This is a genomic window from Pseudomonas sp. MBLB4136 (genome assembly GCF_051904765.1).
Taxonomy (GTDB): domain Bacteria; phylum Pseudomonadota; class Gammaproteobacteria; order Pseudomonadales; family Pseudomonadaceae; genus Aquipseudomonas.
The window spans coordinates 291,889-315,626 of sequence record NZ_CP196713.1; the positions used below are offsets into that span (position 1 = coordinate 291,889).

Consider the following 23,738-nt stretch of genomic DNA (forward strand, 5'->3'; position numbering starts at 1 on the left):
TGAATGGCGGCAGCATCCGCCATCGCCCCCCCGACCGCGAGGCAGCCTGAAGCTGCCGCCAGGTCTTTGCACCGCCTGGCTGAATTCGCAATCAGTTCATCTCCGCCGCCTAGACTTCGCGGCACACCGAATCCTCTGATCGAGATACAAAAGTGATCGAAAATCTACGTAACATCGCCATCATTGCCCACGTCGACCATGGTAAGACCACCCTGGTAGACAAACTCCTGCGTCAGTCCGGCACCCTGGAGCGCGGCGAGCTCAACGACGAGCGCGTGATGGACTCCAACGACCAGGAAAAGGAACGCGGCATTACCATCCTGGCGAAGAACACCGCCATCCGTTGGAACGACTACCGCATCAACATCGTCGACACCCCCGGCCACGCCGACTTCGGCGGTGAAGTAGAGCGCGTGATGTCGATGGTCGACTCGGTACTGCTGCTGGTCGACGCCCAGGACGGTCCGATGCCGCAAACCCGCTTCGTGACCAAGAAAGCCTTCGAAGCCGGCCTGAAGCCGATCGTGGTGATCAACAAGGTCGACCGTCCGGGCGCGCGTCCTGACTGGGTGCTGGATCAGATCTTCGACCTGTTCGACAACCTCGGCGCTACCGAAGAGCAGCTCGACTTCCAGGTCGTCTACGCCTCGGCCCTGAACGGCATCGCCGGTCTGGATCACACCGCCATGGCCGAAGACATGACCCCGCTGTACCAGGCCATCGTCGACCACGTACCGGCTCCCAAGGTCGACGTTGACGGCCCGTTCCAGATGCAAATCTCGGCACTGGACTACAACAGCTTCCTGGGCATCATCGGCGTTGGCCGTATCGCCCGCGGTCGCGTCAAGCCGAACACCCCAGTCGTCGCCATCGACACCGAAGGCAAGAAGCGCAACGGCCGTATCCTCAAGCTGATGGGCCACCACGGTCTGCACCGTGTGGACGTCGAAGAAGCCACCGCTGGCGACATCGTCTGCATCAGCGGCATGGACGAGCTGTTCATCTCCGACACCCTGTGTGACATCAACAACGTCGAAGCGATGAAGCCGCTGACCGTCGACGAGCCGACCGTTTCCATGACTTTCCAGGTCAACGATTCGCCGTTCTGTGGCAAGGAAGGCAAGTTCGTCACCAGCCGTAACATCAAGGAGCGTCTGGACAAGGAGCTGCTGTACAACGTGGCCCTGCGCGTCGAAGAGGGCGACAGCGCCGACAAGTTCAAGGTCTCCGGCCGTGGTGAGCTGCACCTGTCGGTACTGATCGAGAACATGCGCCGCGAAGGCTTCGAGATGGGCGTAGGCCGTCCGGAAGTGATCATCCGTGAAGTCGACGGGGTCAAGCAGGAGCCGTTCGAGAACGTCACCATCGACATCCCGGAAGAGGCTCAGGGCAAGGTCATGGAAGAAATGGGCCTGCGCAAGGGCGACCTGAGCAACATGGTGCCGGACGGCAAGGGCCGTGTTCGCCTGGAGTACAACATCCCGGCTCGCGGTCTGATCGGTTTCCGTAACCAGTTCCTGACCCTGACCAACGGTGCCGGCATCCTGACCTCGATCTTCGACCGTTACGACACCATGAAGTCCGGCCACATGTCCGGCCGTCAGAACGGCGTACTGGTTTCGATCGATACCGGCAAGGCCCTGACCTATTCCCTGGAAACCCTGCAGGCACGTGGCAAGCTGTTCGTCGAGCACGGCCAGGAAATCTACAACGGTCAGATCGTCGGTCTGAACAGCCGCGACAACGACCTGGGCGTGAACCCCACCAAGGGCAAGAAGCTCGACAACATGCGTGCTTCCGGTAAAGACGAAACCATCGCGCTGGTGCCGCCGGTTCGTTTCACCCTGGAGCAGGCCCTGGAATTCATCCAGGACGACGAGCTGTGCGAAGTCACGCCGAAGTCGATCCGCCTGCGCAAGAAGATCCTGGACGAAGGCGAGCGCACTCGCGCTGCCAAGAAAGCCAAGAACTGATTCGTCAGGCTGAATGAAAAAGCCCCCGTCGGCGTGAGCCGGCGGGGGCTTTTTCTATTCTGCTCTGCGCCGTTACTGCAGCGGCTTGGGCTTGTAGGCGCAGTAGCCCGGGCGCGGGCCGACCTTGGGGTGGTTGCGGCAGGTGTCCGGGCGCTTGTCGTAGATGGTGCACAGGCGCGACTTGCGATCCAGGTACAGGCAGTCGTTGTTGCTCATGCGCGCCAGGGTGAAGACCCCGCTTTTCTGGTTGAAGCGCTCGACGATGCCTTCCTTCTGCAGGCGCTTGGCGATGTTCTTCGCCGGCTCGCCGCGCTCGAACTCGTCGACCACGCCGATGCGGATCAGGTCGCCGATGCGCGCCTCCACCGGCAGGGTGCAGCAGCTGGACATGCAGCTGTGGCACATGTCGCTGGTGTATTTGGCCCAGGTGTCCAGGCGGTCGAGTTCGGCGGCGGCGATCAGGTTGTTCTTCATCGGGCTATCGGCAGGTATCGGCTGTGCGGCGGGCGATGATAACGGCGCTGGTGAAAAAGTGAACAAACTTCTGCCGGTTGGTCGGCTTTTCGCACCGTCGGTGCGGTTCGTGTGCCTGCCATGCAATCCTTGGACGTCTCCCTGGGTGACGAGGATGTCGGCCCCTATACTGGGGCATCGCCCCGGACACCGGGCTTTTGAGCAGGGAAGCGGGCGAACCTGTCTAGCAAATCGGGAACTGCTGCATGCAATGGATCTTCATGCTGGTCGGCGTGGTGCTGGGGGCTCTGGTCGGCGAGTCGCCGAGCGGGGCGTTGTTGGGTGGCGTGCTGGGCCTGAGCCTGGGCCAGGCGTTCAGGCTGCAGGCGCTGGCCCGGCAGAATGCCGAGCTGGCGGCGCAGCTGGAGACTTTCGCCGCGCGCTTCGAGCGCGGCACCGCGGCGGTTCACGAGCGCCTGCTCAAGGTCGAGCAGGACCAGGCGCAGGGCGCGCCGCCGCCTGCGACGCAATCACCCGCGTCAGCGCCTGCCGCGGCGGCCGAGACGGAGCTGGACTGGAGCCTGGATATCCAGCCGCAGGCCGCCGCCGGACCTGAATCGGACGCGGTGCCGTCAGCGGCCGAGGCCGAGGCGACACCTGAGCAGGCGGCGCAAACCGCCGCGCCGGACGGCTGGTCCCAGGCGCCAGGCCAGCCGGCGCTGCTGGCCCGCGCGCTGAGCAAGGCCAAGGCCTGGCTGTTGGGCGGCAACACCCTGCTGCGGGTCGGCGTGCTGCTGCTGTTCCTCGGCCTGGCCTTCCTCCTGCGCTACGCCACCGAGGGCCTGGTGCTGCCGGTGGAGCTGCGTTATGCCGGGGTCGCCGCCAGTGCCATCGCCCTGCTCGGCCTGGGCTGGTGGCTGCGCCGGCGCAATCCCGGCTACGCCCTGATACTGCAGGGCGCCGGGGTCGGCGTGCTCTACCTCACGGTGTTCGCCGCGATGCGCCTGCACCCGCTGTTGCCCGCTGGCCTGGCCCTGGCCCTGCTGGTGCTGGTGACCTGTTCCTCGGCGATCCTCGCGGTGGCGCAGAATGCCCTGGGCCTGGCTGCCGCGGCGGCGCTCGGCGGGTTCGCCGCGCCGATCCTCACCTCCACCGGCAGCGGCGACCATGTGGCGCTGTTCAGCTACTTCGCCCTGCTCAACGCCGGGATCTTCGCCATCGCCTGGTTCAAGGCCTGGCGCCTTCTCAACCTGATCGGCTTCGTCGGTACCTTCAGCATCGGCCTGGCCTGGGGCCTGCGCGCCTATACCCCGGAGCTGCTGTGGAGCACCGCGCCCTTCCTGTGGCTGTTCTTCCTGATGTACCTGGCGATCGGCCTGCTGTTCGCCCGGCGCAAGTTGCGCGAGGCGGCGCAGGCGCCAACCGGGCGTGGCGAGCTGTTGCGCTGGTCGGCGGGGCAGGGCGACTACATCGACGCCACCGTATTGCTCGGCCCGCCGCTGGTCGGCTTCGGCCTGCAATTCGCCCTGGTGCAGCACCTCGAGTTCGCCGCGGCCTTCAGCGCCCTGGGCCTGGGCGTGCTGTACCTGGCGCTGGCCCGCCTGCTGGCCGGACGCACCGCCGGCCGCGCGCTGCTGCTGGTGGAAACCTGCCTGGCCCTGGGCGTGGTGTTCGCCAGCCTGGCCATACCCCTGGGCCTGGATGCCCGCTGGACCTCGGCGGCCTGGGCGGTGGAGGGCGCCGGCGTCTACTGGCTGGGGCTGCACCAGCGTCGTGGCCTGGCGCGGGCCTTCGCCCTGTTGCTGCAGGGCGGCGCGGCGCTGGCCTACCTGGGCGAGCTGCGCGACGGTCACGACAGCATGCTGAGCGGCGCGGTGCTGGGCGCGCTCTTGCTCGGCGTGGCGCTGTCGTTCAGTGCCTGGCAGCTGCGCCAGGCGCCGGCGGACGCGAGCAGTCGCTGGGAGCGCCGCGCCCTGCCACTGCTGGCCTGCAGCGGGCTGGCCTTCTTCTATCTGATGGCACCGTTGAGCTTCGCCGCTGCCGGCACGGTCATCGTCTGGGCGCTCGCCGGGTTGCTGACCCTGCTGCTCGGCCTGCGCCTGCATGAGCGCGCGCTGCTGCTCGCGGCCTGCTCCGTGCAACTGCTCGGCGGCCTGCTGGCGCTGCTGCACCTGGCTGGTGCCAACGCTGCTGGCGGCGTAACGCTGGGCTCGGCGCTGCTGGGCCTGGTGCTGATCGCCGGGCTGTTCGGCCTGGCCCGGCTTGCCCCGCTGGGGGCAGGCCGGCGGCGCCTGCTGGGCTGGGCTGCGCTGTTGCTGGCCGGCCTCGGCTGGCTCTGGCTGATGCAGCGCTTCGTCCTTCCCGGCGACGCGTTGTGGGGAGCCGGCGCGTTGCTGGTCGTCTGGTTTAGCCTGCAGTTGCAGCGGCGCGCCGGGTACCTCTCGGCCCTGGCGCTGCAGATCGCGGCCGGCCTGGCCCTGCTTGTCGCCTCCACGCTGCTGCTGGTGCAGGGCGGCGCGGACGGGGTGCGACCGCTGGCCCATGCCGAGTTCTGGGCCCCGGCCGCCCTCGCGGCGGCCGCGCTGTTCGCCGCCTGGCGCCTGCAGGCGCTGGCCGCGGAGGCGTCGCCGCTCCTGGAGCGGCTTGGCGTGCCGCTGGCCCAGCTGTCGCTGGTGTGGGGCGTGGCCTGGCTCGGACTGGCCCTGGCCGGCGAAGTGCTGCGCTTCGTCGCCGGTGCCGCGCTGCAGGATACGGCCCTGCTGCTGGCGGCGGCGCTCGGCGCGCTGCTGGCCGGGGCGCTGGCCCGGCGCAAACACTGGCCGGAGCTGGCGCTGCTCTGCTGCCTGCTGATGCCGGTGGCGGCGGCCGTACTGTTGCAGGCCTGGAGTTTTCGCTACCAGCCTTCGGCGCAATTCGGCTGGCTGGCCTGGGCGGCGCTGTTCGCCGTGCATTTCTGGCTGCTGCGGCGCCTGGCTCCGCTGCTGCCGGCCGGCGCCCGCAGCGCCGCCCACGTGCTCGGCTGCTGGCTGCTGCTGACCGTCATCGCCCTGGAGCTGCGTTACCAGTTCCTCGCCCTGGCCACGCACTACAACGCCTGGCGCTGGCTCGGCTGGGCGCTGCTGCCGAGTGTCTACCTGTGGCTGATGGCGACCCCGCGCAGCCGGCCCTGGCCGCTGGCGGAGCATCCCCGCGAATACCGGGTGCTGGCGGCGCTGCCGCTGGCCCTGCTGATGCTCGCCTGGTTCTGGCTGGCCAACGTCCTCAGCGCCGGTGACGCCGCGCCGTTGCCCTACCTGCCGCTGCTCAACCCGCTGGAGCTGGGCCTGCTGTTCGCCCTCGGCGCCTTGTACCGCTGGTCGTCGGCGAACCTGCCGCAGCTGGGTGGGCCGCTCCTGCCCGGGCGCAGGCTGATCCTGGTGCTGCTCGGCGCCTCGCTGTTCGCCCTGTGCACCGCCATGGTGATGCGCACGGCCCACCACTGGGGCGGCGTGCCCTATCGCCTGCAGCCCCTGCTCGATTCGATGCTGGTGCAGGCCGGGCTGTCCATCGTCTGGACCCTGATCGCCCTGCCGCTGATGGTCTTCGGTCATCTGCGCCGGCACCGCGAGCTGTGGCTGGTCGGCGCGGCGCTGATCGCCGTGGTGGTGGCCAAGCTGTTCTTCGTCGAGCTGGGCAATCGTGGCGGGCTGGAGCGCATCGTGTCGTTTATCGGGGTCGGGGTGCTGCTGCTGGTGGTCGGCTACTTCGCCCCCTTGCCACCGGCCAGGCGCGATGAAGAGGCGCCGATGGAACAGGAGCAGGCATGAACACGAAGACCCGACAAGGCGCCTGGCTGCTGCTCAGCGGGCTGCTGTGCAGCCTCGCCGCTGCAGCGGCGGAGGAGCGCCCCGCCGACTACGCCTGGCATCTGCCCTTGCAGCTGAATGGCGAGGGCCCCTGGTATCGCCTGGAGCTGCCCATGGCCGCCCACCTCGCCGCCCGCCACGCCGACCTGCGCGACCTGCGGGTGTTCAACGGCGAAGGCGAGGCGCTGGCCTATGCCCTGGTGCGCAGCCCGCACGAGGAACGCCTGGATGAGCGGGAGGTGCGCTGGTTCCCGCTGCACGCCGAGGGCGACGGCGACGCCGGGTTGCCCGGCCTGCGGGTGGAGCGCAGCGCCACTGGCACGCTGATCGAATTGCTGGAGGCGGATGCTGCGCCGTCTCCGGCCGGCTTGCGCGGCTGGCTGCTCGACGCCAGCGCCGTGGAGCAGCCGCTGGTGCGCCTGACACTGGACTGGAGCAGCGACCAGGAGGGCTTCCAGCGCTTTCGCATCGAGGCCAGTGACGACCTGCGCAGCTGGCGATCCTGGGGGCACGGCCAGCTGGCGCGCCTGTCGTTCGCCAACGAGTACATCGAGCAGCGCCAGGTCGAGTTGCCGGGGCGCCGCGCCCGCTACCTGCGCCTGCTGTGGGAGAGCCCGCAGCAGGCCCCCCAGCTGATCGCCGCGCGGCTGTTCAGCCGGCCCGCCGACAGCCTGGCGCCGCCCCTGGCGTGGTCCGAGCCGATGCCGGCGGATCGCGCCGCGGACGGTGCCTACCAGTGGCGCCTACCGCTGGCGCTGCCGGTGCTGCGGATCAGGCTGGAACTGGGGCCGGACAACCGTCTGGTGCCGGTGCAGGTCAGTGGCCGGGGCGGCGCCCAGGGGCGCTGGCGCCCCTTGGGCGGCGGCCTGCTCTACCACGTGCCGGAACAAGGCGGGGAGTTGCGCCAGGATGAGCTGGCCCTGGCCGGGCTCGCCGTGCAGCAGCTGCGTCTGCAGGTCGACCAGCGCGGCGGCGGGCTGGGGGCCGAGCCGCGCCTGCAAGTCGGCGTGCGCGCCACCCGACTGGTGTTCCTCCAGCGCGGCAGCCCGCCCTATCGACTGGCCCTCGGCAATCCGGATGCGCTGTCCGCCGCCTTGCCCGTGCAGGCCCTGATTCCAGGCTATCGCCCGGAGCGCCTGGCGCAGCTCGGCGTGGCCGAGGTGCCGCCGGGCGCTACACCGCAGGCCGCCGCGCCGGCCGACGGCACGGTCGACTGGCAGCGCTGGGGGCTCTGGGCCGTGCTGTTGCTGGGGGGGGGCGTGCTGGCGCTGATGGCCGTGAGCCTGCTGCGCAAAGCGCCTGAGGCTTGAGTCCGGCGTCCGGCTCGTGGCCCGCGCTTGGGCCGAGCCCGGGGCCCTTCTATCCAGCTGCTGAGGCGCCGAGGGTGATAAAGGGGTAAACTGCGCGCGATTTTTCTTCCTTCCCGGAGCCGTCCATGTCCCGCGTTACCCTGAGCCGCTATCTGATCGAGCAGACCCGCAGCCACAACACCCCTGCCGATCTGCGTTTCCTTATCGAAGTGGTGGCGCGGGCCTGCAAGGCGATCAGCCATCAGGTGTCCAAGGGCGCCCTGGGCGGCGTGCTCGGCAGCATGGAAACCGAGAACGTGCAGGGCGAGGTGCAGAAGAAGCTCGACGTGCTGTCCAACGAGATCCTCCTGGAAGCCAACGAGTGGGGCGGCCACCTGGCCGGCATGGCCTCTGAGGAGATGGACAACGCCTACCAGATTCCCGGCCGCTACCCCAAGGGTGCCTACCTGCTGGTGTTCGACCCGCTGGATGGCTCCTCGAACATCGACGTCAACGTCTCGGTCGGCACCATCTTCTCGGTGCTGCGCTGCCCGGAGCGCAACGGCGATGTGGGCGATCTCGGCGAGGACGCGTTCCTCCAGCCCGGCACCCAGCAGGTCGCCGCCGGTTATGCGATCTACGGCCCGCAGACCATGCTGCTGCTGACCCTGGGTAATGGCGTCAAGGGCTTCACCCTGGACCGCGAGCTGGGCAGCTTCGTGCTGACCCACGACAACATCAAGGTGCCGGAGACCACCAAGGAATTCGCCATCAACATGTCCAACCAGCGCCACTGGGAAGCGCCGGTGCAGCGTTACGTCTCCGAGCTGCTGGCCGGCGAGACCGGGCCGCTGGAGAAGAACTACAACATGCGCTGGATCGCCTCGATGGTCGCCGACGTGCACCGTATCCTCACCCGCGGCGGCATCTTCATGTACCCGCGCGACGCCCGTGAGCCGGAGAAGCCGGGCAAGCTGCGCCTGATGTACGAGGCCAACCCGATGTCCTTCATCATCGAACAGGCCGGCGGCGCCGCCACCAACGGTACCCAGCGCATCCTCGACATCCAGCCCAGCTCGCTGCACCAGCGGGTGGCGGTGTTCCTCGGTTCCAAGCAGGAAGTCGAGCGCGTCACCGCCTACCACCAGGAATAAACCCACGGGAGGAGCGGCGATGAGCGCGCCCTGGCAGCCCTTGCTCGATTGGTGGTTCGGCCCCCTGACGACGGCGGGGGAGGTGGCCGCGGCGCGTAACGGCCTGTGGTTCGGCAAGCGCGACAGCCAGGACAGCGAAGCTCGCGAGCGCTTCGGTGCCCAGGTCGAACAGGCCCTGGCCGGCGAGCTCGCCGACTGGACCGGGCAGGCCGAGGGCTGGCTGGCCCTGGTCCTGCTGCTCGACCAGCTGCCGCGGATGATCCATCGCGACAGCCCCCGCGCTTTCGCCGGCGACGCCCGCGCCCGCCAGCTGGTGCTGGACCGCCTGGATGGCGCGCATGAGGCGGCGCTGGCACCGATCCAGCGGGTGTTCGTCTATCTGGTGCTGGAACACGCCGAAGACCTGCTGCTGCAGGACGAAGCGCTGCGGCGCTTCAGCCGACTGCTCGATGCGGCGCCCGCCGCCGAGCGCACGCTGTTCGCCGGCTTCCTCGATTATGCCGAGCAGCATCAGCAGATCATCGCCCGCTTCGGCCGCTTCCCCCACCGCAACGCCATTCTCGGGCGCCCCTCGAGCGAGGAAGAGTTGCGCTTTCTCGAGGAACCCGGCTCGCGTTTCTGACGTCCAACCGAGCGAATCGCGGGTGCTGCCGCCGGCAGGCCCGAACATCCATCCAGCGGAGTCCCTGCATGTCGTTTCGCGCCCTCACCCTGATCGCCGCCTGTGTGCTGCTGGTCGCCTGCAACAAGGTCAATCAGGCCAATTATTCGAAACTGCAGGCCGGCATGAGCAAGCCCGAGGTCGAGCAACTGCTCGGCGCACCGAGCGAATGCGCCGGCGCTCTGGGCATCACCAGCTGCACCTGGGGCGACGAGAAGAGCATGATCAGCGTGCAGTTCGCCGGCGACCAGGTGCTGATGTTCTCCGGCAAGGGGCTCAAGTAGGGAGGTCGGCATGCGTGGCGGGTTGGGCCCGCTGCGGTGGCTGACGCATGCCGCGGGAAAACTGGGCAAACGCCGCGCCCCGGTCTAAACCCTAGGTAGTCGTCTGCCGCCGGCGCTCAACAGCTGTCGGCGCGACGCATCCTTTGCGGTTGACCTGGAGATCGCCATGCCGCTGTTTCGTCCGCTGTGTGCAATCCTGACCCTGGCCGCAGCACTGCTCGGCGCCCCGGCCCACGCCGCGCCGGCCACCTGCCCCTATCCCGGCACCGTGGTGTTTGCCGGGCTCAACTGGGAAAGCGGCATGTTCGCCACCCAGGTGCTGCGCCACCTGCTGGAGAAGGGCTACGGCTGCCAGACCGACGCCTTGCCCGGCAATACCCTGACCATGGAGAACGCGCTCAAGCAGAACGACGTGCAGGTGATCGCCGAACAATGGGCCGGGCGCAGCGAGCTGTGGCGCAAGGCCGAAGCGGCCGGCGAGGTGTTCGCCGTCGGCGAGCCGGTGCAGGGCGCCACCGAGGGCTGGTGGGTGCCGGAGTACCTGGTCGGCGGCACCGATGCGCCGGCCGCCGGCCTCAAGTCGGTAAGCGACCTGCCGCGCTTCAAGGCCTTGTTCCGCGACCCCGAGGAGCCCGGCAAGGGCCGCTTCTACAACTGCCCGAGCGGCTGGACCTGCGCCGTGGTCAACTCGCAGAAGCTCAAGGCCTATGGCCTGGAGGATAGCTACGTGAACTTCCGCACCGGCGCCGGGCCGGCCCTGGATGCGGCGATCAGCTCGGCGATCCGCCGCCAGGAGCCGATCCTGTTCTACTACTGGTCGCCGACGCCGCTGATGGGCCGCTACAAGCTGGTGCAACTGGAGGAGCCGCCCTTCGATCAGCAGGCCTGGGAGACCCTGATCGACGGCAACCACCCCAACCCCGTGGGGACCCGTTCGTTGCCGGCGAAGATTTCCATCGGCCTGTCGCGCGACTTCCATGAGCGCGCGCCAGAACTGGTTCAGGTGTTCGACAAGGTGCAGATTCCCCTGCCGCTGTTCAACGCCATCCTAGCGCGGATGTCCGAGCAGCGCAGCGAGGCCGAGGCGGTCAGTCAACAGTTCTTCCGCGAGCACCGGGATATCTGGTCGACCTGGGTGCCGGCCGAGGTGGCCGAGCGTATCGACGCGGCCCTCGACTAATTGGTCGGCAGCCCCCGGGGCTTGGCAAAGAGTCTTGCCTGAGCTGCTGCGGCGGCTCAGCGGCGTGACACACGCAGCCTGCGCCGACAGCCGTGCACCGCGTCAGTCCTGGTTTTAGCCGGCATGGCCGTTTGTTCATCCCCCGCTGGCGGTGCTTGCCTATCCTGTTGCTGTGCGCGGCGGCCGGTCACGGCGCCGCGTACCCGGCAATCGACAGGCGAGGTCGAAGCATGTTTCCCGAGCGTCTTACCTTCTCCATCGCCGACTGGGTCAACGCCTGGGTCGATGACCTGGTGATCCAGTACGGCGATCTGTTTCGTCAGGTATCGGAGACCCTGTTGTGGGCCATCGTCAGCCTCGAGGGGCTGCTGCGGGCTACCCCCTGGTGGCTGATGCTGGCCCTGGTCGGCGCTATCGCCTGGCACGCCACGCGGCGCTGGGGCTCGACCCTGCTGATGGTCGGCCTGCTGTTTCTGGTCGGTGCGGTCGGGCTGTGGGACAAGCTCATGCAGACGCTGGCGCTGATGCTGGTGGCCACCGCCATCGCGGTGCTGATCGGTATTCCCCTGGGCATCCTTGCCGCCCGCAGCGCGCGCTTGCGCGTGCTGCTGATGCCGCTGCTGGACATCATGCAGACCATGCCCAGCTTCGTGTACCTGATCCCGGTGCTGATGCTGTTCGGTCTGGGCAAGGTGCCGGCGATCTTCGCCACGGTGATCTACGCCGCACCGCCGCTGATCCGCCTCACCGACCTGGGCATCCGCCAGGTCGACCGCGAGGTGATGGAGGCGGTCAGCGCCTTCGGTGCCAACCGCTGGCAGCAGCTGTTCGGTGTGCAGTTGCCCCTGGCCATGCCGAGCATCATGGCGGGGATCAATCAGACCACCATGATGGCCCTGTCGATGGTGGTGATCGCCTCGATGATCGGCGCCCGCGGCCTCGGCGAGGAGGTACTGATCGGCATCCAGACGCTCAATGTCGGCAAGGGCCTGGAGGCAGGCCTGGCCATCGTCATCCTGGCTGTGGTCATCGACCGCATCACCCAGGCCTATGGTCGCCCGGCGCACGAGGAGCCGCGATGAGCAAGATAGTGGTGCGTCACGTCTACAAGGTGTTCGGTCGCCGGCCCGAGGCCGCGCTGGCGTTGGCCCGGGAGGGGCGGAGCAAGGAGCGGGTATTGGCCGACACCGGCTGCGTGGTCGGGGTCAACGACCTGTCGTTGAGCATCGACGCGGGCGAGGTCTTCGTCATCATGGGCCTGTCCGGCTCCGGCAAGTCGACCCTGGTGCGCCACTTCAACCGCCTGATCGAGCCCACCAGCGGGCAGATCCTGATCGATGGCGAGGATATCCTCGGTTATGACCGCCAGGCCTTGCAGCAACTGCGGCGCAAGAAGATCAGCATGGTATTCCAGAGTTTCGCCCTGCTCCCGCACAAGAGCGTGCTGGACAACGTCGCCTACGGCCTCAAGGTGCGTGGCGAGGCCCGGGCGCACTGCCTTGAGTGCGCCGGTCACTGGATCGAGCGGGTTGGCCTCGCGGGCTACGAGCAGCACTTTCCCCACCAGCTGTCCGGTGGCATGCGCCAGCGGGTGGGGCTGGCCCGGGCGCTGGCCGCCGATACCGAGATCATCCTGATGGACGAGGCCTTCAGCGCCCTCGACCCACTGATTCGTGCCGACATGCAGGAGCAGCTGCTGGCGCTGCAGCAGAGCCTGCACAAGACCATCGTGTTCATCACCCACGACCTCGACGAAGCGCTGCGTATCGGCAATCGCATCGCCATTCTGCGCGATGGCCGGCTGATCCAGGTAGGCACGTCGCAACAGATCCTGCAGCAGCCGGCCGACGCCTATGTCGAGCGCTTCGTTAAGCGCCGCGAGGCCTATCTCTAGGTCGCGCCCCCAGCTTGGCTGGGGGCTTGGTTGTGACCGTGTTGCCACGCTGCGTGCGCCAAGCGGGCATAGCATCTCGCCGTGATTATTTTTTAATCGCCCATTTGGGTGAGCGTCTAATTTGTGTGAACTGGCTACTCTGCCGTGCTTGCCTGCTGGCAATACAACAAGACGGAGTAGCCATGACTTTCCCCCTCAAAGCTTTGACCGCTGCAGTACTCCTCGCCGGGCTGCCTGCCGCGGCCCACGCCATGCCCTATTCGCAACTGGTGATTTTCGGTGACTCGCTGAGCGATAGCGGCCAGTTCCCCGATACCGGCAGTCCGTTGCTCGGCGGCAACCCTACAGGCGGGGTGCGTTTCACCAACCGCACCGGTCCCAGCTACCTGAACAACAACACCGAATACTTCGCCGCTGTTTCGACTCAGCGCCTGGGCGCCCACCTCGGCCTGCAGGCGTTGCCGTCCACGCCCATCCTTCCGCAGGTACTAACCGGCAATCCAGACGGCACCAACTACGCGGTAGGCGGCTATCGCACGGACCAGATACTCAGTTCGATTACCGCTGCCAACGGCTCCGTGGTGAATGCTGGTGGCGGCATCATCAGAACGCGTAACGGCTATCTGGTGGATGTGCCGCAGATCGACCCCAACGCCTTGTTCTACGTCAATGGCGGCGGCAATGATGTGCTGCAGGGAGTGGTGACCAATCCACTCTCCGCGGCTGCGTCTGCCAAGAACCTGGTCGACGGTATCGCCTCCCTGCAAAGGGCCGGGGCGCGCACCATCATCGTCTCCGACCTGCCGGATGTGGGCATGACGCCGGCGGGGTTCGCAAGTGGCTTCCGCGCTGCCTGGTCCGGTGCCGCGGCACTCTACAACGACGCCCTGGCCAGCCAGCTGTCGGCCCTCGGTGGCAACGTCATCCGCCTGAACTACCGTGGTCTGCTCAACGAAGTACAGGCTGACCTGGCGGCCTACGGTTTCGACCCGCTGGTCGCGCAGACCAACGTCTGCTTCAACGGCAGCAGCTGCATTGCGGACCCGACCTATGGCCTGGGCGGCACCTCGCCCAACCCGAACAAGTTGCTGTTCAACGACGGCGTGCACCCGACCGCGGCGGTGCAGCAGATCACCGCCGACTACACCTACTCGATCCTCTCGGCGCCTTGGCAGGTTTCCCTGCTGCCGGAGATGGCCATGGCCAGCCTCAACGGTCACCAGCAGCAGATGCGCAGCGAGTGGCAGGCCGATCGCGGTGCCTGGCAGGCGGTAGGGCAGTGGCGCAGCTTCGTCGCCGCCAGCGGTCAGCGTCAGCAGTTCCAGGAAGGTGCGGCGGTGGCCAGCGGCGACAGCCACGGCCTGGGCCTGAACCTGGGTGGCAGCTACCGGCTGGATGACAACTGGCGCCTGGGCCTGGCCCTGGGCCTGCAGGAGCAGAGCCTGGAGGCCGGCGAGGCCGATTCCGAGTACGACCTGAGCAGCTACCTGCTCAGCGCCTTCGCCCAGTACCAGAATGGCCGCGCGTGGGCCGATACCAGCCTGAGTCTGGGCCATCTGGACTACGGCGACCTCAACCGCCAGTTCGCCCTGGGCATTGCCGAGCGCAGCGAGAAGGGCGACACCGATGGCCAGCTGTGGGCGCTGTCCGCGCGCCTGGGCTATGACCTGGCAAATGCCGACACCGGCTGGCGGGTCAGTCCGTTCATCAGCGCCGACTACGTCCGGGTCGATGTGGATGGTTACCGCGAGCGTGGCATGAGCTCCACGGCCCTGAACTACGACGACCAGCAGCGTGACAGCATGCGTCTGGGCCTGGGCCTGCAGATGAACTACCAGCTGAGCCCGGCGACCCAGGTGTTCGCCGAAGTCGCCCGCGAGCGCGAGTTCGAGGACGATCCGCGGCAGCTGCGCATGGGCCTCAACTCGGTGGCGGGCAACCGCTTCGAGCTGCAGGGCCACACCCCGGCCAGCGGCCAGACCCTGGCTGGCCTGGGCGTGAGCCATGCGCTGAGCTCGGAGCTGCAGTTGCGTGCGGCCTATCAGTTCCGCGGCACCACCGATCGCCAGCACGGCGTCAACCTGTCCCTCAACTGGGACTTCTAAGACGCCGGACCGTCACGCAGCGCAAGGCTGCGTGGCGGTTTCACTGCCAGTTCAGCCGCGCCAGCCGCCACTCACCGTCATCCCGCCACCACTCCAGCCTGACCGCGTAATAGCGCGCGCTGTCGGGAATCAGCCCGTCTGCGCCGCTCAGGGCCAGGCGCGCCTCGGTGTGGCCCTTCTCGCTATAGGTCGAATCCAGGTAACTGTCCTGGCTCACGGGCAGCACCTGCACCTGCTTGTGTCGCAGGAACAGCAGGGCCATGGTGCGCCTGGCCCATTCACGGTCGTGCTGCTGTTGGGCAAAGAACTGCGGGTGCAGCTGCTCCAGCACTGCCGCCTTGTCCTTCGCCTCCAGGTTGTCCTGCAACTGCTGCACGGTGGCCTCGAGGGCGGCCTGCGGATCGTCCCGCTCGCTGCAGCCGGCGAGCAGAGTCAAAAGTGCCAGGAAAGCCAGGGCAAATCGCCGTATCGGCATGCCGAACTCCTTTTTCATGGTTATGATGCGGGGCAGAGCGGGACCCGGCAGCATAGCGCCCCGAGGACGCGAAGCGCTCTCGTCAACGCCTGGAACGCACCGTACGCATACATTCAGGAGCATGCCATGCAGACTTTGTATCCGGAGATCAAACCCCACGCCCGCCACGAGTTGGCGGTGGACGAGCCGCACGTGCTCTACGTGGACGAGAGCGGCTCGCCGGACGGTCTGCCGGTGGTGTTCATCCACGGCGGCCCCGGCGCCGGCTGCGATGCCATGAGCCGGCGCTTCTTCGATCCCAACCTGTACCGCATCGTCACCTTCGACCAGCGTGGCTGCGGGCGCTCCACGCCCCATGCGAGCCTGGAGAAGAACACCACCTGGGACCTGGTCGCCGACATGGAACGCATCCGCGAGCACCTCGGCATCGACAAGTGGGTGCTGTTCGGCGGCTCCTGGGGCTCGACCCTGGCCCTGGCCTACGCCCAGACCCATCCCGAGCGGGTACATGCACTGATCCTGCGCGGCATCTTCCTGTGCCGTCCCCAGGAATTCCACTGGTTCTACCAGGAGGGCGCCAGCCGCCTGTTCCCTGACTACTGGCAGGACTACCTGGCGCCGATTCCGGTCGAGGAGCGTGGCAACCTGATGCAGGCGTTCTACAAGCGTCTGACCGGCACCGACCAGATCGCCCAGATGCACGCGGCCAAGGCCTGGTCGAGCTGGGAGGGGCGCACCGCCACCCTGCGGCCCAATCCGCAGGTGGTCGAGCGTTTCAGTGAGGCGCACCGCGCCCTGTCGATCGCCCGCATCGAGTGCCATTACTTCGTCAACAACGCCTTTCTCGAGGCCGATCAGCTGATCCGCGACATGCCCAAGATCGCCCACCTGCCTGGGGTCATCGTGCATGGCCGCTACGACGTGATCTGCCCCCTGGACAACGCCTGGGAGCTGCACCAGGCCTGGCCCAACAGCGAGCTGCAGATCATCCGCGACGCCGGCCACTCGGCGGCCGAAGTGGGCATCACCGACGCCCTGGTGCGGGCGGCCAACCAGATCGCCCGGCGCCTGCTCAACCTGTCGCCGGACGAAGCATGAAGGCGCTGATCCAGCGGGTGCGCGGCGCCCGTGTCGAGGTCGCCGGCGAGGTGGTCGGTGCCATCGACCAGGGCCTGCTGGTGCTGGTCGGCGTGGAGCCCCAGGACAACCCCGAAAGCGTCGCCAAGCTGCTGCACAAGCTGCTCAACTACCGGGTGTTCGGCGATGCCGAGGGCAAGATGAACCTGTCCCTCGGCGATGTCGGCGGCGGCCTGCTGCTGGTCTCGCAGTTCACCCTGGCCGCCGATACCGGGAGCGGCCTGCGGCCGAGCTTCTCCAGCAGCGCCGCACCGCCGGCCCAGGGCGCCGCCCTGTTCGAGTTGCTGGTCGAACAGGCTCGCGCCAGGCACCCGCAGGTGGCCACCGGGCGCTTCGGCGCCGAGATGCAGGTGCACCTGGTCAATGATGGGCCGGTGACCTTCCTCCTCGAGGTCTGAGCTCGTCGATGGGCGCATGTGCGGCCCGCTCCAGGCCGTTGTCCTGCAGCCACTCCAGCGCCAGCTCGCGGACCTGCTGGGCCTGAAAGGCCAGCCAGGCGTCGCGCACCCGCGGCAGTGCTTCCAGCTGGTAGTCGAAGGTGCGCAACGGCTTGCGCCCGGCCAGGGCGTGGCGCAGCAGGGTGTGGGCGTGCGGGTCGTGCAGGCCGAACAGGAAGGCTTCGCGCAGGGCCAGGGCCTGGCCGTGGGGCAGGGGCTCGATGGCCAGGTAGCGATCCGGCTGCACGTCGTACTTCTCGTCGGCGCCCGGAGGCGGGTCGCCGGGGATGATGCTCAGCACGCTGCCGGTGGCCAGGTCCAGGTAGTGCTCGAGTTCGGCCTGGCTCAGCAGCGCCTGTTCGATACGTGCTAGGTCGAGGGTCAGGGGGCGCATGGTGGTGTGCTCCGAGTCGGGTCCTGCCCCGACAATAGCCCCGCGAGCGGGGCGCTGTCATGCCGTTCGGCGCCTATTGTCGCCGCCGGGCGGCAACGGCGCGTGCGGATGGCGGGTCAGACGCGCGCCAGCGCTTCGGCAGCGAAGTCCAGACGATCCGCTGCTGCTCGTCGACGAAGATGCTCGGGGCGCCGAACACGTCGCGTTCGACGGGCTCCTCGGTGTCGGCCTTGAGCCGCTGTTTGACCGAATCCTCATCGTTCAAGCGGGCGAACTCGGCGCTGTCGAAACCGGCCGCTTCGAGTACCCCGGCCAGTACCTGGGGCTTGTCGAGGTTCTGCTGCTGCCAGGCTGCCTCGACGATGGCGTTCATGCAGGCGTCGAAGCGAGGCGTGTCGAGATAAGCGATCGCGCCGCGCATCAGCGGCAGGGCGTTGAGCGGAAAGTGCGGATTGAACAGCAGCGGCACCACGTAACGCGCGGCAAATCGTCCTGGTGTGGCGCGGGCCCGCGCCGGGCTTCAGAACAGGCGGGCGAGCAGGGCGCTGACCGCCGTTTCCACGCGCAGGATGCGCTCGCCGAGCTGCACCGGCTGCAATCCGGCCTGTTGCAGCTTCTCCACCTCGTAGGGAATCCAGCCACCCTCCGGGCCGATGGCCAGGGTCACGGCCTCGGTCACGGCGCGCGGGCAGGCCGGATAAGGCCCGGGGTGGCCAACCAGGCCGAGGCTGCCGGCGGTCAGCTGCGGCAAGCGGTCTTCGACGAAGGGTTTGAAGCGCTTTTCGATGATCACCTCGGGCAGCACGCTGTCGCGCGCCTGCTCCAGGCCGAGGATCAGCTGCTCGCGGATGGCCGCGGGCTCGAGGAAGGGGGTCTGCCAGAAGCTCTTCTCGACCCGGTAGCTGTTCAGCAGGATCAGTCGCGGCACGCCCATGGCGCTGACCGTCTGCAGCACGCGGCGCAGCATCTTCGGTCGCGGCAGGGCCAGCAGCAGGGTCAGGGGCAGCTTGGCCGGTGGCGGTTGGTCGAACTCGACCTGCAGTTCCGCCTCGTCGGCCTCCAGGTGCAGCAGCCGACCCTTGCCGAGCAGGCCGCCGAGGCGGCCGACGCGCAGGCTGTCGCCGGCTTCGGCGTGGTGCACCTCGTGCAGGTGCTTGAGGCGCCGGCCGCTGAGGCGCACGCGATCGGCGGCGACGAAGTCGCCGTCTTCCAGTAGCAGCAGGTTCACGGTTGCGGCGCGGGTGGCTGGTCTTCGGATTCCGCCGCGGCCTCGGCGCTGTTCTCGCTTTCCGCGTCGTGCTCGGCGCGGCGCTTGACCAGGCTGCCGAAGAACACCCCGGCCTCGAACAGCAGCCACATCGGCAGCGCCAGCAGGGTCTGGGAGAAGATGTCCGGCGGGGTCAGGACCATGCCCACGGCGAAGCAGCCGACGATGACGTAGGGGCGGCTCTTGCGCAGGCTGTCGACCTCGACGATGCCGACCCAGATCAGCAGGAAGGTCGCCACCGGGATCTCGAAGGCCACGCCGAAGGCGAAGAACAGGGTCAGGACGAAGTCCAGGTACTGGCCGATATCGGTCATCATCGCCACCCCTTCCGGGGTCACGCTGGCGAAGAAGCCGAACATGATCGGGAACACCACGAAATAGGCGAAGGCCATGCCGCCGTAGAACAACAGGATGCTGGAAATCAGCAAGGGCACGGCGATGCGCTTCTCGTGCTTGTACAGCCCCGGCGCGATGAAGCCCCAGATCTGATGCAGGATGATCGGCATCGACAGGAACAGGGCGACCATCATGGTCAGCTTGAAGGGGGTGAGGAAGGGCGAGGCGACGCCGGTGGCAATCATCGTCGCGCCTTCCGGCAGGTAGGCCCGCAGCGGCGCGGCCACCAGGGCGTAGATGTCCTGGGAGAAATAGAACAGCCCGGCGAACAGCGCCAGAACGGCGACGACGCTGCGCAGCAGGCGTGTGCGCAGCTCGGTCAGGTGCGAGACCAGGGGCATCTCCTGGTCGCCTTCCGTTAGTCGGCTCATGGTTGTGCGGATTTATCCTGGCTGGGTTCTTTCGGGGCGCTGGCGGCGGGCTCAGCGGTCGCAGCGGGCTGCTCGGCCTTGGCCGGAGCTTCGGAGCCGGCGGGGGCCTCGCTCTTGGTCGCCGAGCCGGGCGACAGCACGTCCTGCTTCATCGCCTTCATTTCCCGCTCCAGCTCGAGGATCTGCTCGTTGTGCAGCTGGCGGCGGATCTCGTCGGCGCCGATCTCGCGTTCGACCTCGGCCTTGATCGCGCTGAAGCTGCGCTTGATCCGGCCGATCCACAGGCCGGCCGTGCGCACGGCGCCGGGCAGGCGCTCGGGGCCGAGCACCAGCAGGGCGACCAGGCCAATCAGCAGCAGCTCGCTAAAACCTATGTCGAACATGATGGTCGGCTCTTAGTCTTTCTTCGCCGGCTCTTCGACCTTGCGCGCCTGGGCGTCGATGGTCTGCCCCTTGTGCTCGTCCACCGCCGGCTTGTCTTCCTCGGCGTTGCCCATCGACTTGCGGAAGCCCTTGATCGCGTCGCCGATGTCGGAGCCCATGCCCTTGAGGCGCTTGGTGCCGAACAGCATGACCACGATCAGCAGGATGATCAGGAGTTGCCAAATGCTAATGCCACCGAATCCCATGATGCGTACTCCGTAATAAGTAGGGTGATCAGGTTTGCGGGCGCGCGGCTTTTTCCGCGTGTCCGGACAGGCCGAAGCGCCGGTCCAGTTCGTCCAGCACGGCCTGCGGATGCTGGCCGAGGGCGGCGAGCATGACCAGGCTGTGGAACCACAGGTCGGCGGTCTCGTAGATCAGGTCGCTGCAGTCGCCACTGGCGGCGGCGTCCTTGGCGGCGAGAATGGTTTCCACCGATTCTTCGCCGACCTTCTCGAGAATCTTGTTCAGGCCCTTGTGGTAGAGGCTGGCGACATAGGAAGAGTCGGCCGCGGCGCCCTTGCGCGCCTCCAGCACTTCGGCCAGGCGGCTGAGGGTGTCAGTCATGGCGGTGTCCTGCGCTGTAGATGGCATGCGGGTCTTTGAGCACCGCATCGACGGTTTTCCAGGCGCCGTTGTCGAACACCCGGTAGAAGCAGCTCTCGCGGCCGGTGTGGCAGGCGATGCCGCCCAGCTGCTCGACCTTGAGGATGATCACGTCGGCGTCGCAGTCCAGGCGCAGCTCATGTAGCTTCTGCACATGGCCGGACTCCTCGCCCTTGCGCCACAGCTTGCCGCGCGAACGTGACCAGTAGATGGCGCGCTGCTCACTGGCGGTCAGGGCCAGGGCCTCGCGGTTCATCCAGGCCATCATCAGTACGCGGCCGGTCTGGTGGTCCTGGGCGATCGCCGGCACCAGGCCGTCGCTGTTCCAGTTGATCTCGTCGAGCCAATCGTTCATCGCTACTTCCGCCCGCTTCGGGCCTGTTGGATAGAGGTCTAGTGTGCCAGTGCGGCTCGGGCCTGGCTATCGGCGCAGTACCAGGAACAGCCCGCCGGCCAGCATGGCCCAGCTCGGCCAGGCCGGCAGGCTGAGCGCCAGGCCCTGGGCGGCGGCGCCGGCCACCAGCAGGGCGCCGAGCAGGCGCGCGGGCCACTGGCGGTGGTCGGGCGCCTCGACCTGGGCCAGCGGCTGCTGCTGATTGAGCCGTTCCAGGGTATCGCGGGCCATCTGCGACAGGTGCGGCACCTGCTCGACCTGCTGTTGCAGGTTGCGCAGCAGGTGGCGCGGGCTGATGCGCTCGCGCATCCAGCGCTCGAGGAAGGGCTGGGCGGTGCTCCACAGGTCCAGGTCCGGGTACAGCTGGCGGCCCAGGCCCTCGATGTTGAGCAGGGTCTTCTGCAGCAGCACCAGTTGCGGCTGCACCTCCATGTTGAAGCGCCGCGCCGTCTGGAACAGGCGCAGCAGCAGCTGGCCGAAGGAGATGTCCTTCAGCGGCCGCTCGAAAATCGGCTCGCACACGGTGCGGATGGCCGCCTCGAAGTCGTTGACCCGGGTGGTGGCCGGCACCCAGCCGGAATCGATGTGCAGCTGGGCGACCCGGCGGTAGTCGCGCTTGAAGAAGGCGATCAGGTTGCGCGCCAGGTAGTCCTGGTCCTCGGGCGTGAGGCTGCCGATGATGCCGCAGTCGATGGCGATGTACTGCGGGTTCCACGGCTGGTGGGTGCTGACGAAGATGTTGCCGGGGTGCATGTCGGCGTGGAAGAAGCTGTCGCGGAACACCTGGGTGAAGAAGATCTCCACGCCGCGCTCGGCCAGCAGCTTCATGTCGGTGCGCTGGTCGGCGAGGCTGGCCAGGTCGGTCACCGGCACGCCGTAGATGCGCTCCATCACCAGCACCTTGGGCCGGCACAGGTCCCAGTACACCTGGGGCACGTAGAGCAGCGGCGAGCCCTCGAAGTTGCGCCTCAGCTGGCTGGCGTTGGCCGCCTCGCGCAGCAGGTCGAGCTCGTCGTAGATGGTCTTCTCGTAATCGCCGACCACTTCCACCGGGCGCAGGCGGCGGGCATCCGGCGAGGCCTTCTCGGCCAGCTTGGCGAGCAGGAACAGCCAGGCCAGGTCCTGGCGGATCACCGGCTTGAGGCCGGGGCGGATCACCTTGACCACCACTTCCTCGCCGCTCTTGAGCTGCGCCGCATGCACCTGGGCGACCGAGGCGGAGGCCAGCGGCTTGGTGTCGAAGCGGGCGAACACCTCGCCGACCTTGGCCCCCAGCTGGGCCTCGATCAGGGCCAGGGAGTGGGCCGGGTCGAAGGGCGGCACCTGGTCCTGCAGTTTGGCCAGCTCGTCGGCCACGTCCGGGGGCAACAGGTCGCGGCGGGTGGACAGCAGCTGGCCGAACTTGATGAAGATCGGCCCCAGTTCCTCCAGGGCCAGGCGCAGGCGGGCGCCGCGCGACAGCACATGCACGCGGCGCGGCAGCCAGTGCCAGGGCAGCGCATAGCGCAGGGCACGCAGCCACAGCGGCAACGGCAGGTCGAACAGCAGATCGTCCAGCTGGTAGCGGATGATCACGCGCTGAATGCGCAACAGGCGGCGAACGGCGAGCAGCTTCATGGGGTGGGCTTATGGCGTTGGGCGATGCGTTCGATACGCGCATCGAGACGATCGAGGGCGAGCTTGAGGCCATCCAGCTCGGCGAAGCGCGCATCGGCCTCGCGGCGGCCGACCAGGCTGCGCGACTCCTCGCTGAGGTAGTCGGCGAGGTTCAGGCGCAGGCTGTCGAGGCTCTGTGCGGTCCAGCTGGCGCGGCTGCGCAGGTGGCTGGCGAGCAGCTGGCCGGCGACCGGGCCGAGCCAGCGCGCCAGCTCGTACTCCCAGTCCAGCTCGAGGTCCTGGAGAACGCCGACCAGCTCCAGCAGTGCCGCGCTGTCGCCATCTAGGTCGACCTCGGGGCTGTGCAGTACGGCGCTCTTGTCCGCGCTGGTGGCCAAACGCAGCAGGCTGGCGGCCGGCCCGCGCAGGCGGCAGTCGGCGTCGCCGGCCCAGTTGGCCGCCAGGCGCAGGCCTTGCTCGTCGGCCAGGATGAACAGCTGCAGGCTGGGTTGCCGGCAGTCGAGTTCGATCACCCGGCCGCCCAGGCGGGCCAGGCGCGGCAGCGCCGTGCCGTCCATGGCCAGCACCCGGTTGAGGCCGTGTTCGACCCCGGCCAGCAGCCCGCCCAGCAGCATCAGGGCTTGATACCGCGGTGCAGGGCGACGATACCGCCGGTCATGTTGTGGTAGGTGACCCGCTCGAAGCCGGCATCGGCCATCATCGCCTTGAGGGTGTCCTGGTCCGGGTGCATGCGGATCGACTCGGCCAGGTAGCGGTAGCTCTCGGCGTCGTTGGTGATCAGCTTGCCCATCAGCGGCATGAAGCTGAACGAGTAGGTGTCGTAGACCTTCGACAGCAGCTCGCTGGAGGGCTTGGAGAACTCCAGCACCAGCAGGCGGCCGCCGGGCTTGAGCACGCGCAGCATGGAGCGCAGGGCGTCTTCCTTGTGGGTCACGTTGCGCAGGCCGAAGGCGATGGTCACGCAGTCGAAGTGGTTGTCCGGGAACGGCAGCTTCTCGGCGTCGGCCTGGACGAACTTGACGTTGCCGGCCACGCCGCGGTCGAGCAGGCGGTCACGGCCGACCTTGAGCATCGACTCGTTGATGTCGGCCAGCACCACCTCGCCCTGGGGGCCGACCAGGCGGGCGAACTGCTTGGTCAGGTCGCCGGTGCCGCCGGCGATGTCCAGCACCCGGTTGCCCAGGCGCACGCCCGACAGCTCGATGGTGAAGCGCTTCCACAGGCGGTGCATGCCGCCGGAGAGCAGGTCGTTCATCAGGTCGTATTTGGCGGCCACCGAGTGGAAGACTTCGGCGACCTTCTGCGCCTTCTGGCTTTCCGGAACATCCTGGAAGCCGAAGTGCGTGGTGGGTTCGCTGTCGCTGCGCTTGTCGGTCATGACGC

The 23,738-nt window shown here is 67.8% G+C and carries 25 protein-coding genes; 12 read left to right on the plus strand and 13 right to left on the minus strand.

The window, feature by feature from the left end; all coding sequences use genetic code 11:
* Positions 1–152 precede the first annotated feature (152 nt).
* Positions 153–1,973 (plus strand): translational GTPase TypA, encoded by a 1,821-nt coding sequence (gene typA, locus ACSX1D_RS01375; protein ID WP_208708019.1) that lies wholly within the window; start codon positions 153–155, stop codon positions 1,971–1,973.
* Between the two features lie 72 nt (positions 1,974–2,045).
* Here the strand turns inward: typA and ACSX1D_RS01380 are convergent, their stop codons facing one another.
* Positions 2,046–2,447, minus strand: a complete 402-nt coding sequence (locus ACSX1D_RS01380) for a YkgJ family cysteine cluster protein (protein ID WP_208708020.1) — start codon at positions 2,445–2,447, stop codon at positions 2,046–2,048.
* 245 nt (positions 2,448–2,692) lie between these two features.
* On the opposite strand from ACSX1D_RS01380, the gene ACSX1D_RS01385 reads away from it, so the two are divergent.
* The 9 genes from ACSX1D_RS01385 (at position 2,693) to ACSX1D_RS01425 (ending at position 14,838) form a co-directional block, all read left to right on the plus strand.
* Positions 2,693–6,232 carry a DUF2339 domain-containing protein gene (locus ACSX1D_RS01385; RefSeq protein WP_439860654.1) on the plus strand — a complete coding sequence of 1,180 codons (3,540 nt, stop codon included), beginning with the start codon at positions 2,693–2,695 and terminating at the stop codon, positions 6,230–6,232.
* Positions 6,229–7,581, plus strand: a complete 1,353-nt coding sequence (locus ACSX1D_RS01390) for a DUF3999 domain-containing protein (RefSeq protein WP_439860655.1) — start codon at positions 6,229–6,231, stop codon at positions 7,579–7,581. The genes ACSX1D_RS01385 and ACSX1D_RS01390 overlap by 4 nt, the downstream gene beginning before the upstream one ends.
* A gap of 125 nt (positions 7,582–7,706) precedes the next feature.
* Entirely contained in the window at positions 7,707–8,714 is a 1,008-nt protein-coding gene (locus tag ACSX1D_RS01395) for a class 1 fructose-bisphosphatase (RefSeq protein ID WP_439860656.1), read from the plus strand.
* A gap of 19 nt (positions 8,715–8,733) precedes the next feature.
* Positions 8,734–9,336 (plus strand): DUF924 family protein, encoded by a 603-nt coding sequence (locus tag ACSX1D_RS01400; RefSeq protein ID WP_439860657.1) that lies wholly within the window; start codon positions 8,734–8,736, stop codon positions 9,334–9,336.
* Between the two features lie 68 nt (positions 9,337–9,404).
* Positions 9,405–9,659: an outer membrane protein assembly factor BamE domain-containing protein gene (bamE, locus tag ACSX1D_RS01405; RefSeq protein ID WP_208708025.1), complete on the plus strand. Its 255-nt coding sequence runs from the start codon at positions 9,405–9,407 to the stop codon at positions 9,657–9,659.
* Positions 9,660–9,825: 166 nt separating this feature from the next.
* A complete protein-coding gene (locus ACSX1D_RS01410) occupies positions 9,826–10,839 on the plus strand; it encodes an ABC transporter substrate-binding protein (RefSeq protein ID WP_439860658.1) in 1,014 nt (337 codons plus the stop codon).
* Between the two features lie 230 nt (positions 10,840–11,069).
* A complete protein-coding gene (locus ACSX1D_RS01415; RefSeq protein WP_439860659.1) occupies positions 11,070–11,921 on the plus strand; it encodes an ABC transporter permease in 852 nt (283 codons plus the stop codon).
* On the plus strand, positions 11,918–12,733 hold the full coding sequence (locus ACSX1D_RS01420) for a quaternary amine ABC transporter ATP-binding protein (RefSeq protein WP_439860660.1): 816 nt from the start codon (positions 11,918–11,920) through the stop codon (positions 12,731–12,733). Before ACSX1D_RS01415 ends, ACSX1D_RS01420 begins: the two co-directional genes overlap by 4 nt.
* A gap of 182 nt (positions 12,734–12,915) precedes the next feature.
* Entirely contained in the window at positions 12,916–14,838 is a 1,923-nt protein-coding gene (locus ACSX1D_RS01425; RefSeq protein WP_439860661.1) for an autotransporter domain-containing protein, read from the plus strand.
* A 40-nt stretch (positions 14,839–14,878) separates the two neighbouring features.
* Here ACSX1D_RS01425 and ACSX1D_RS01430 read toward each other — a convergent pair whose 3' ends face one another.
* Positions 14,879–15,313 carry a hypothetical protein gene (locus tag ACSX1D_RS01430; protein WP_439860662.1) on the minus strand — a complete coding sequence of 145 codons (435 nt, stop codon included), beginning with the start codon at positions 15,311–15,313 and terminating at the stop codon, positions 14,879–14,881.
* 126 nt (positions 15,314–15,439) lie between these two features.
* Here ACSX1D_RS01430 and pip point away from each other — a divergent pair, with 126 nt between their 5' ends.
* Together pip and dtd are read left to right on the plus strand one after the other, a co-directional pair.
* Positions 15,440–16,411, plus strand: a complete 972-nt coding sequence (gene pip, locus ACSX1D_RS01435; RefSeq protein WP_439860663.1) for a prolyl aminopeptidase — start codon at positions 15,440–15,442, stop codon at positions 16,409–16,411.
* The gene (gene dtd / locus ACSX1D_RS01440; protein WP_439860664.1) at positions 16,408–16,848 is read left to right on the plus strand and encodes a D-aminoacyl-tRNA deacylase; all 441 of its coding nucleotides are present in this window, start codon (positions 16,408–16,410) and stop codon (positions 16,846–16,848) included. The genes pip and dtd overlap by 4 nt, the downstream gene beginning before the upstream one ends.
* Here the strand turns inward: dtd and ACSX1D_RS01445 are convergent.
* The 11 genes from ACSX1D_RS01445 to ubiE form a co-directional block, all read right to left on the minus strand.
* Positions 16,811–17,281: a UPF0158 family protein gene (locus ACSX1D_RS01445; protein WP_208708036.1), complete on the minus strand. Its 471-nt coding sequence runs from the start codon at positions 17,279–17,281 to the stop codon at positions 16,811–16,813. The two genes, dtd and ACSX1D_RS01445, sit on opposite strands and share 38 nt — an antisense overlap.
* A 73-nt stretch (positions 17,282–17,354) precedes the next feature.
* The gene (locus tag ACSX1D_RS01450; RefSeq protein WP_439860665.1) at positions 17,355–17,750 is read right to left on the minus strand and encodes a DsbA family protein; all 396 of its coding nucleotides are present in this window, start codon (positions 17,748–17,750) and stop codon (positions 17,355–17,357) included.
* Between the two features lie 51 nt (positions 17,751–17,801).
* Positions 17,802–18,509 carry a 16S rRNA (uracil(1498)-N(3))-methyltransferase gene (locus ACSX1D_RS01455; protein WP_439860666.1) on the minus strand — a complete coding sequence of 236 codons (708 nt, stop codon included), beginning with the start codon at positions 18,507–18,509 and terminating at the stop codon, positions 17,802–17,804.
* Positions 18,506–19,315 carry a twin-arginine translocase subunit TatC gene (gene tatC / locus ACSX1D_RS01460; RefSeq protein WP_439860667.1) on the minus strand — a complete coding sequence of 270 codons (810 nt, stop codon included), beginning with the start codon at positions 19,313–19,315 and terminating at the stop codon, positions 18,506–18,508. Before tatC ends, ACSX1D_RS01455 begins: the two co-directional genes overlap by 4 nt.
* The gene (gene tatB, locus ACSX1D_RS01465) at positions 19,312–19,698 is read right to left on the minus strand and encodes a Sec-independent protein translocase protein TatB (protein ID WP_439860668.1); all 387 of its coding nucleotides are present in this window, start codon (positions 19,696–19,698) and stop codon (positions 19,312–19,314) included. Before tatB ends, tatC begins: the two co-directional genes overlap by 4 nt.
* 12 nt (positions 19,699–19,710) lie before the next feature.
* The gene (tatA, locus tag ACSX1D_RS01470) at positions 19,711–19,944 is read right to left on the minus strand and encodes a twin-arginine translocase TatA/TatE family subunit (RefSeq protein WP_255840233.1); all 234 of its coding nucleotides are present in this window, start codon (positions 19,942–19,944) and stop codon (positions 19,711–19,713) included.
* 28 nt (positions 19,945–19,972) lie between these two features.
* Positions 19,973–20,305, minus strand: coding sequence for a phosphoribosyl-ATP diphosphatase (locus ACSX1D_RS01475; protein ID WP_147170756.1), 333 nt, complete (start codon positions 20,303–20,305; stop codon positions 19,973–19,975).
* Positions 20,298–20,699 (minus strand): phosphoribosyl-AMP cyclohydrolase, encoded by a 402-nt coding sequence (gene hisI, locus ACSX1D_RS01480; RefSeq protein WP_208708045.1) that lies wholly within the window; start codon positions 20,697–20,699, stop codon positions 20,298–20,300. The genes ACSX1D_RS01475 and hisI overlap by 8 nt, the downstream gene beginning before the upstream one ends.
* A 66-nt stretch (positions 20,700–20,765) precedes the next feature.
* Complete coding sequence (gene ubiB / locus ACSX1D_RS01485; protein ID WP_439860669.1) at positions 20,766–22,355, minus strand: ubiquinone biosynthesis regulatory protein kinase UbiB; 1,590 nt, start codon at positions 22,353–22,355, stop codon at positions 20,766–20,768.
* Positions 22,352–22,969 carry a ubiquinone biosynthesis accessory factor UbiJ gene (locus ACSX1D_RS01490; RefSeq protein ID WP_439860670.1) on the minus strand — a complete coding sequence of 206 codons (618 nt, stop codon included), beginning with the start codon at positions 22,967–22,969 and terminating at the stop codon, positions 22,352–22,354. Before ACSX1D_RS01490 ends, ubiB begins: the two co-directional genes overlap by 4 nt.
* Positions 22,969–23,733, minus strand: a complete 765-nt coding sequence (gene ubiE / locus ACSX1D_RS01495; protein WP_208708048.1) for a bifunctional demethylmenaquinone methyltransferase/2-methoxy-6-polyprenyl-1,4-benzoquinol methylase UbiE — start codon at positions 23,731–23,733, stop codon at positions 22,969–22,971. The genes ACSX1D_RS01490 and ubiE overlap by 1 nt, the downstream gene beginning before the upstream one ends.
* Positions 23,734–23,738: the final 5 nt, after the last annotated feature.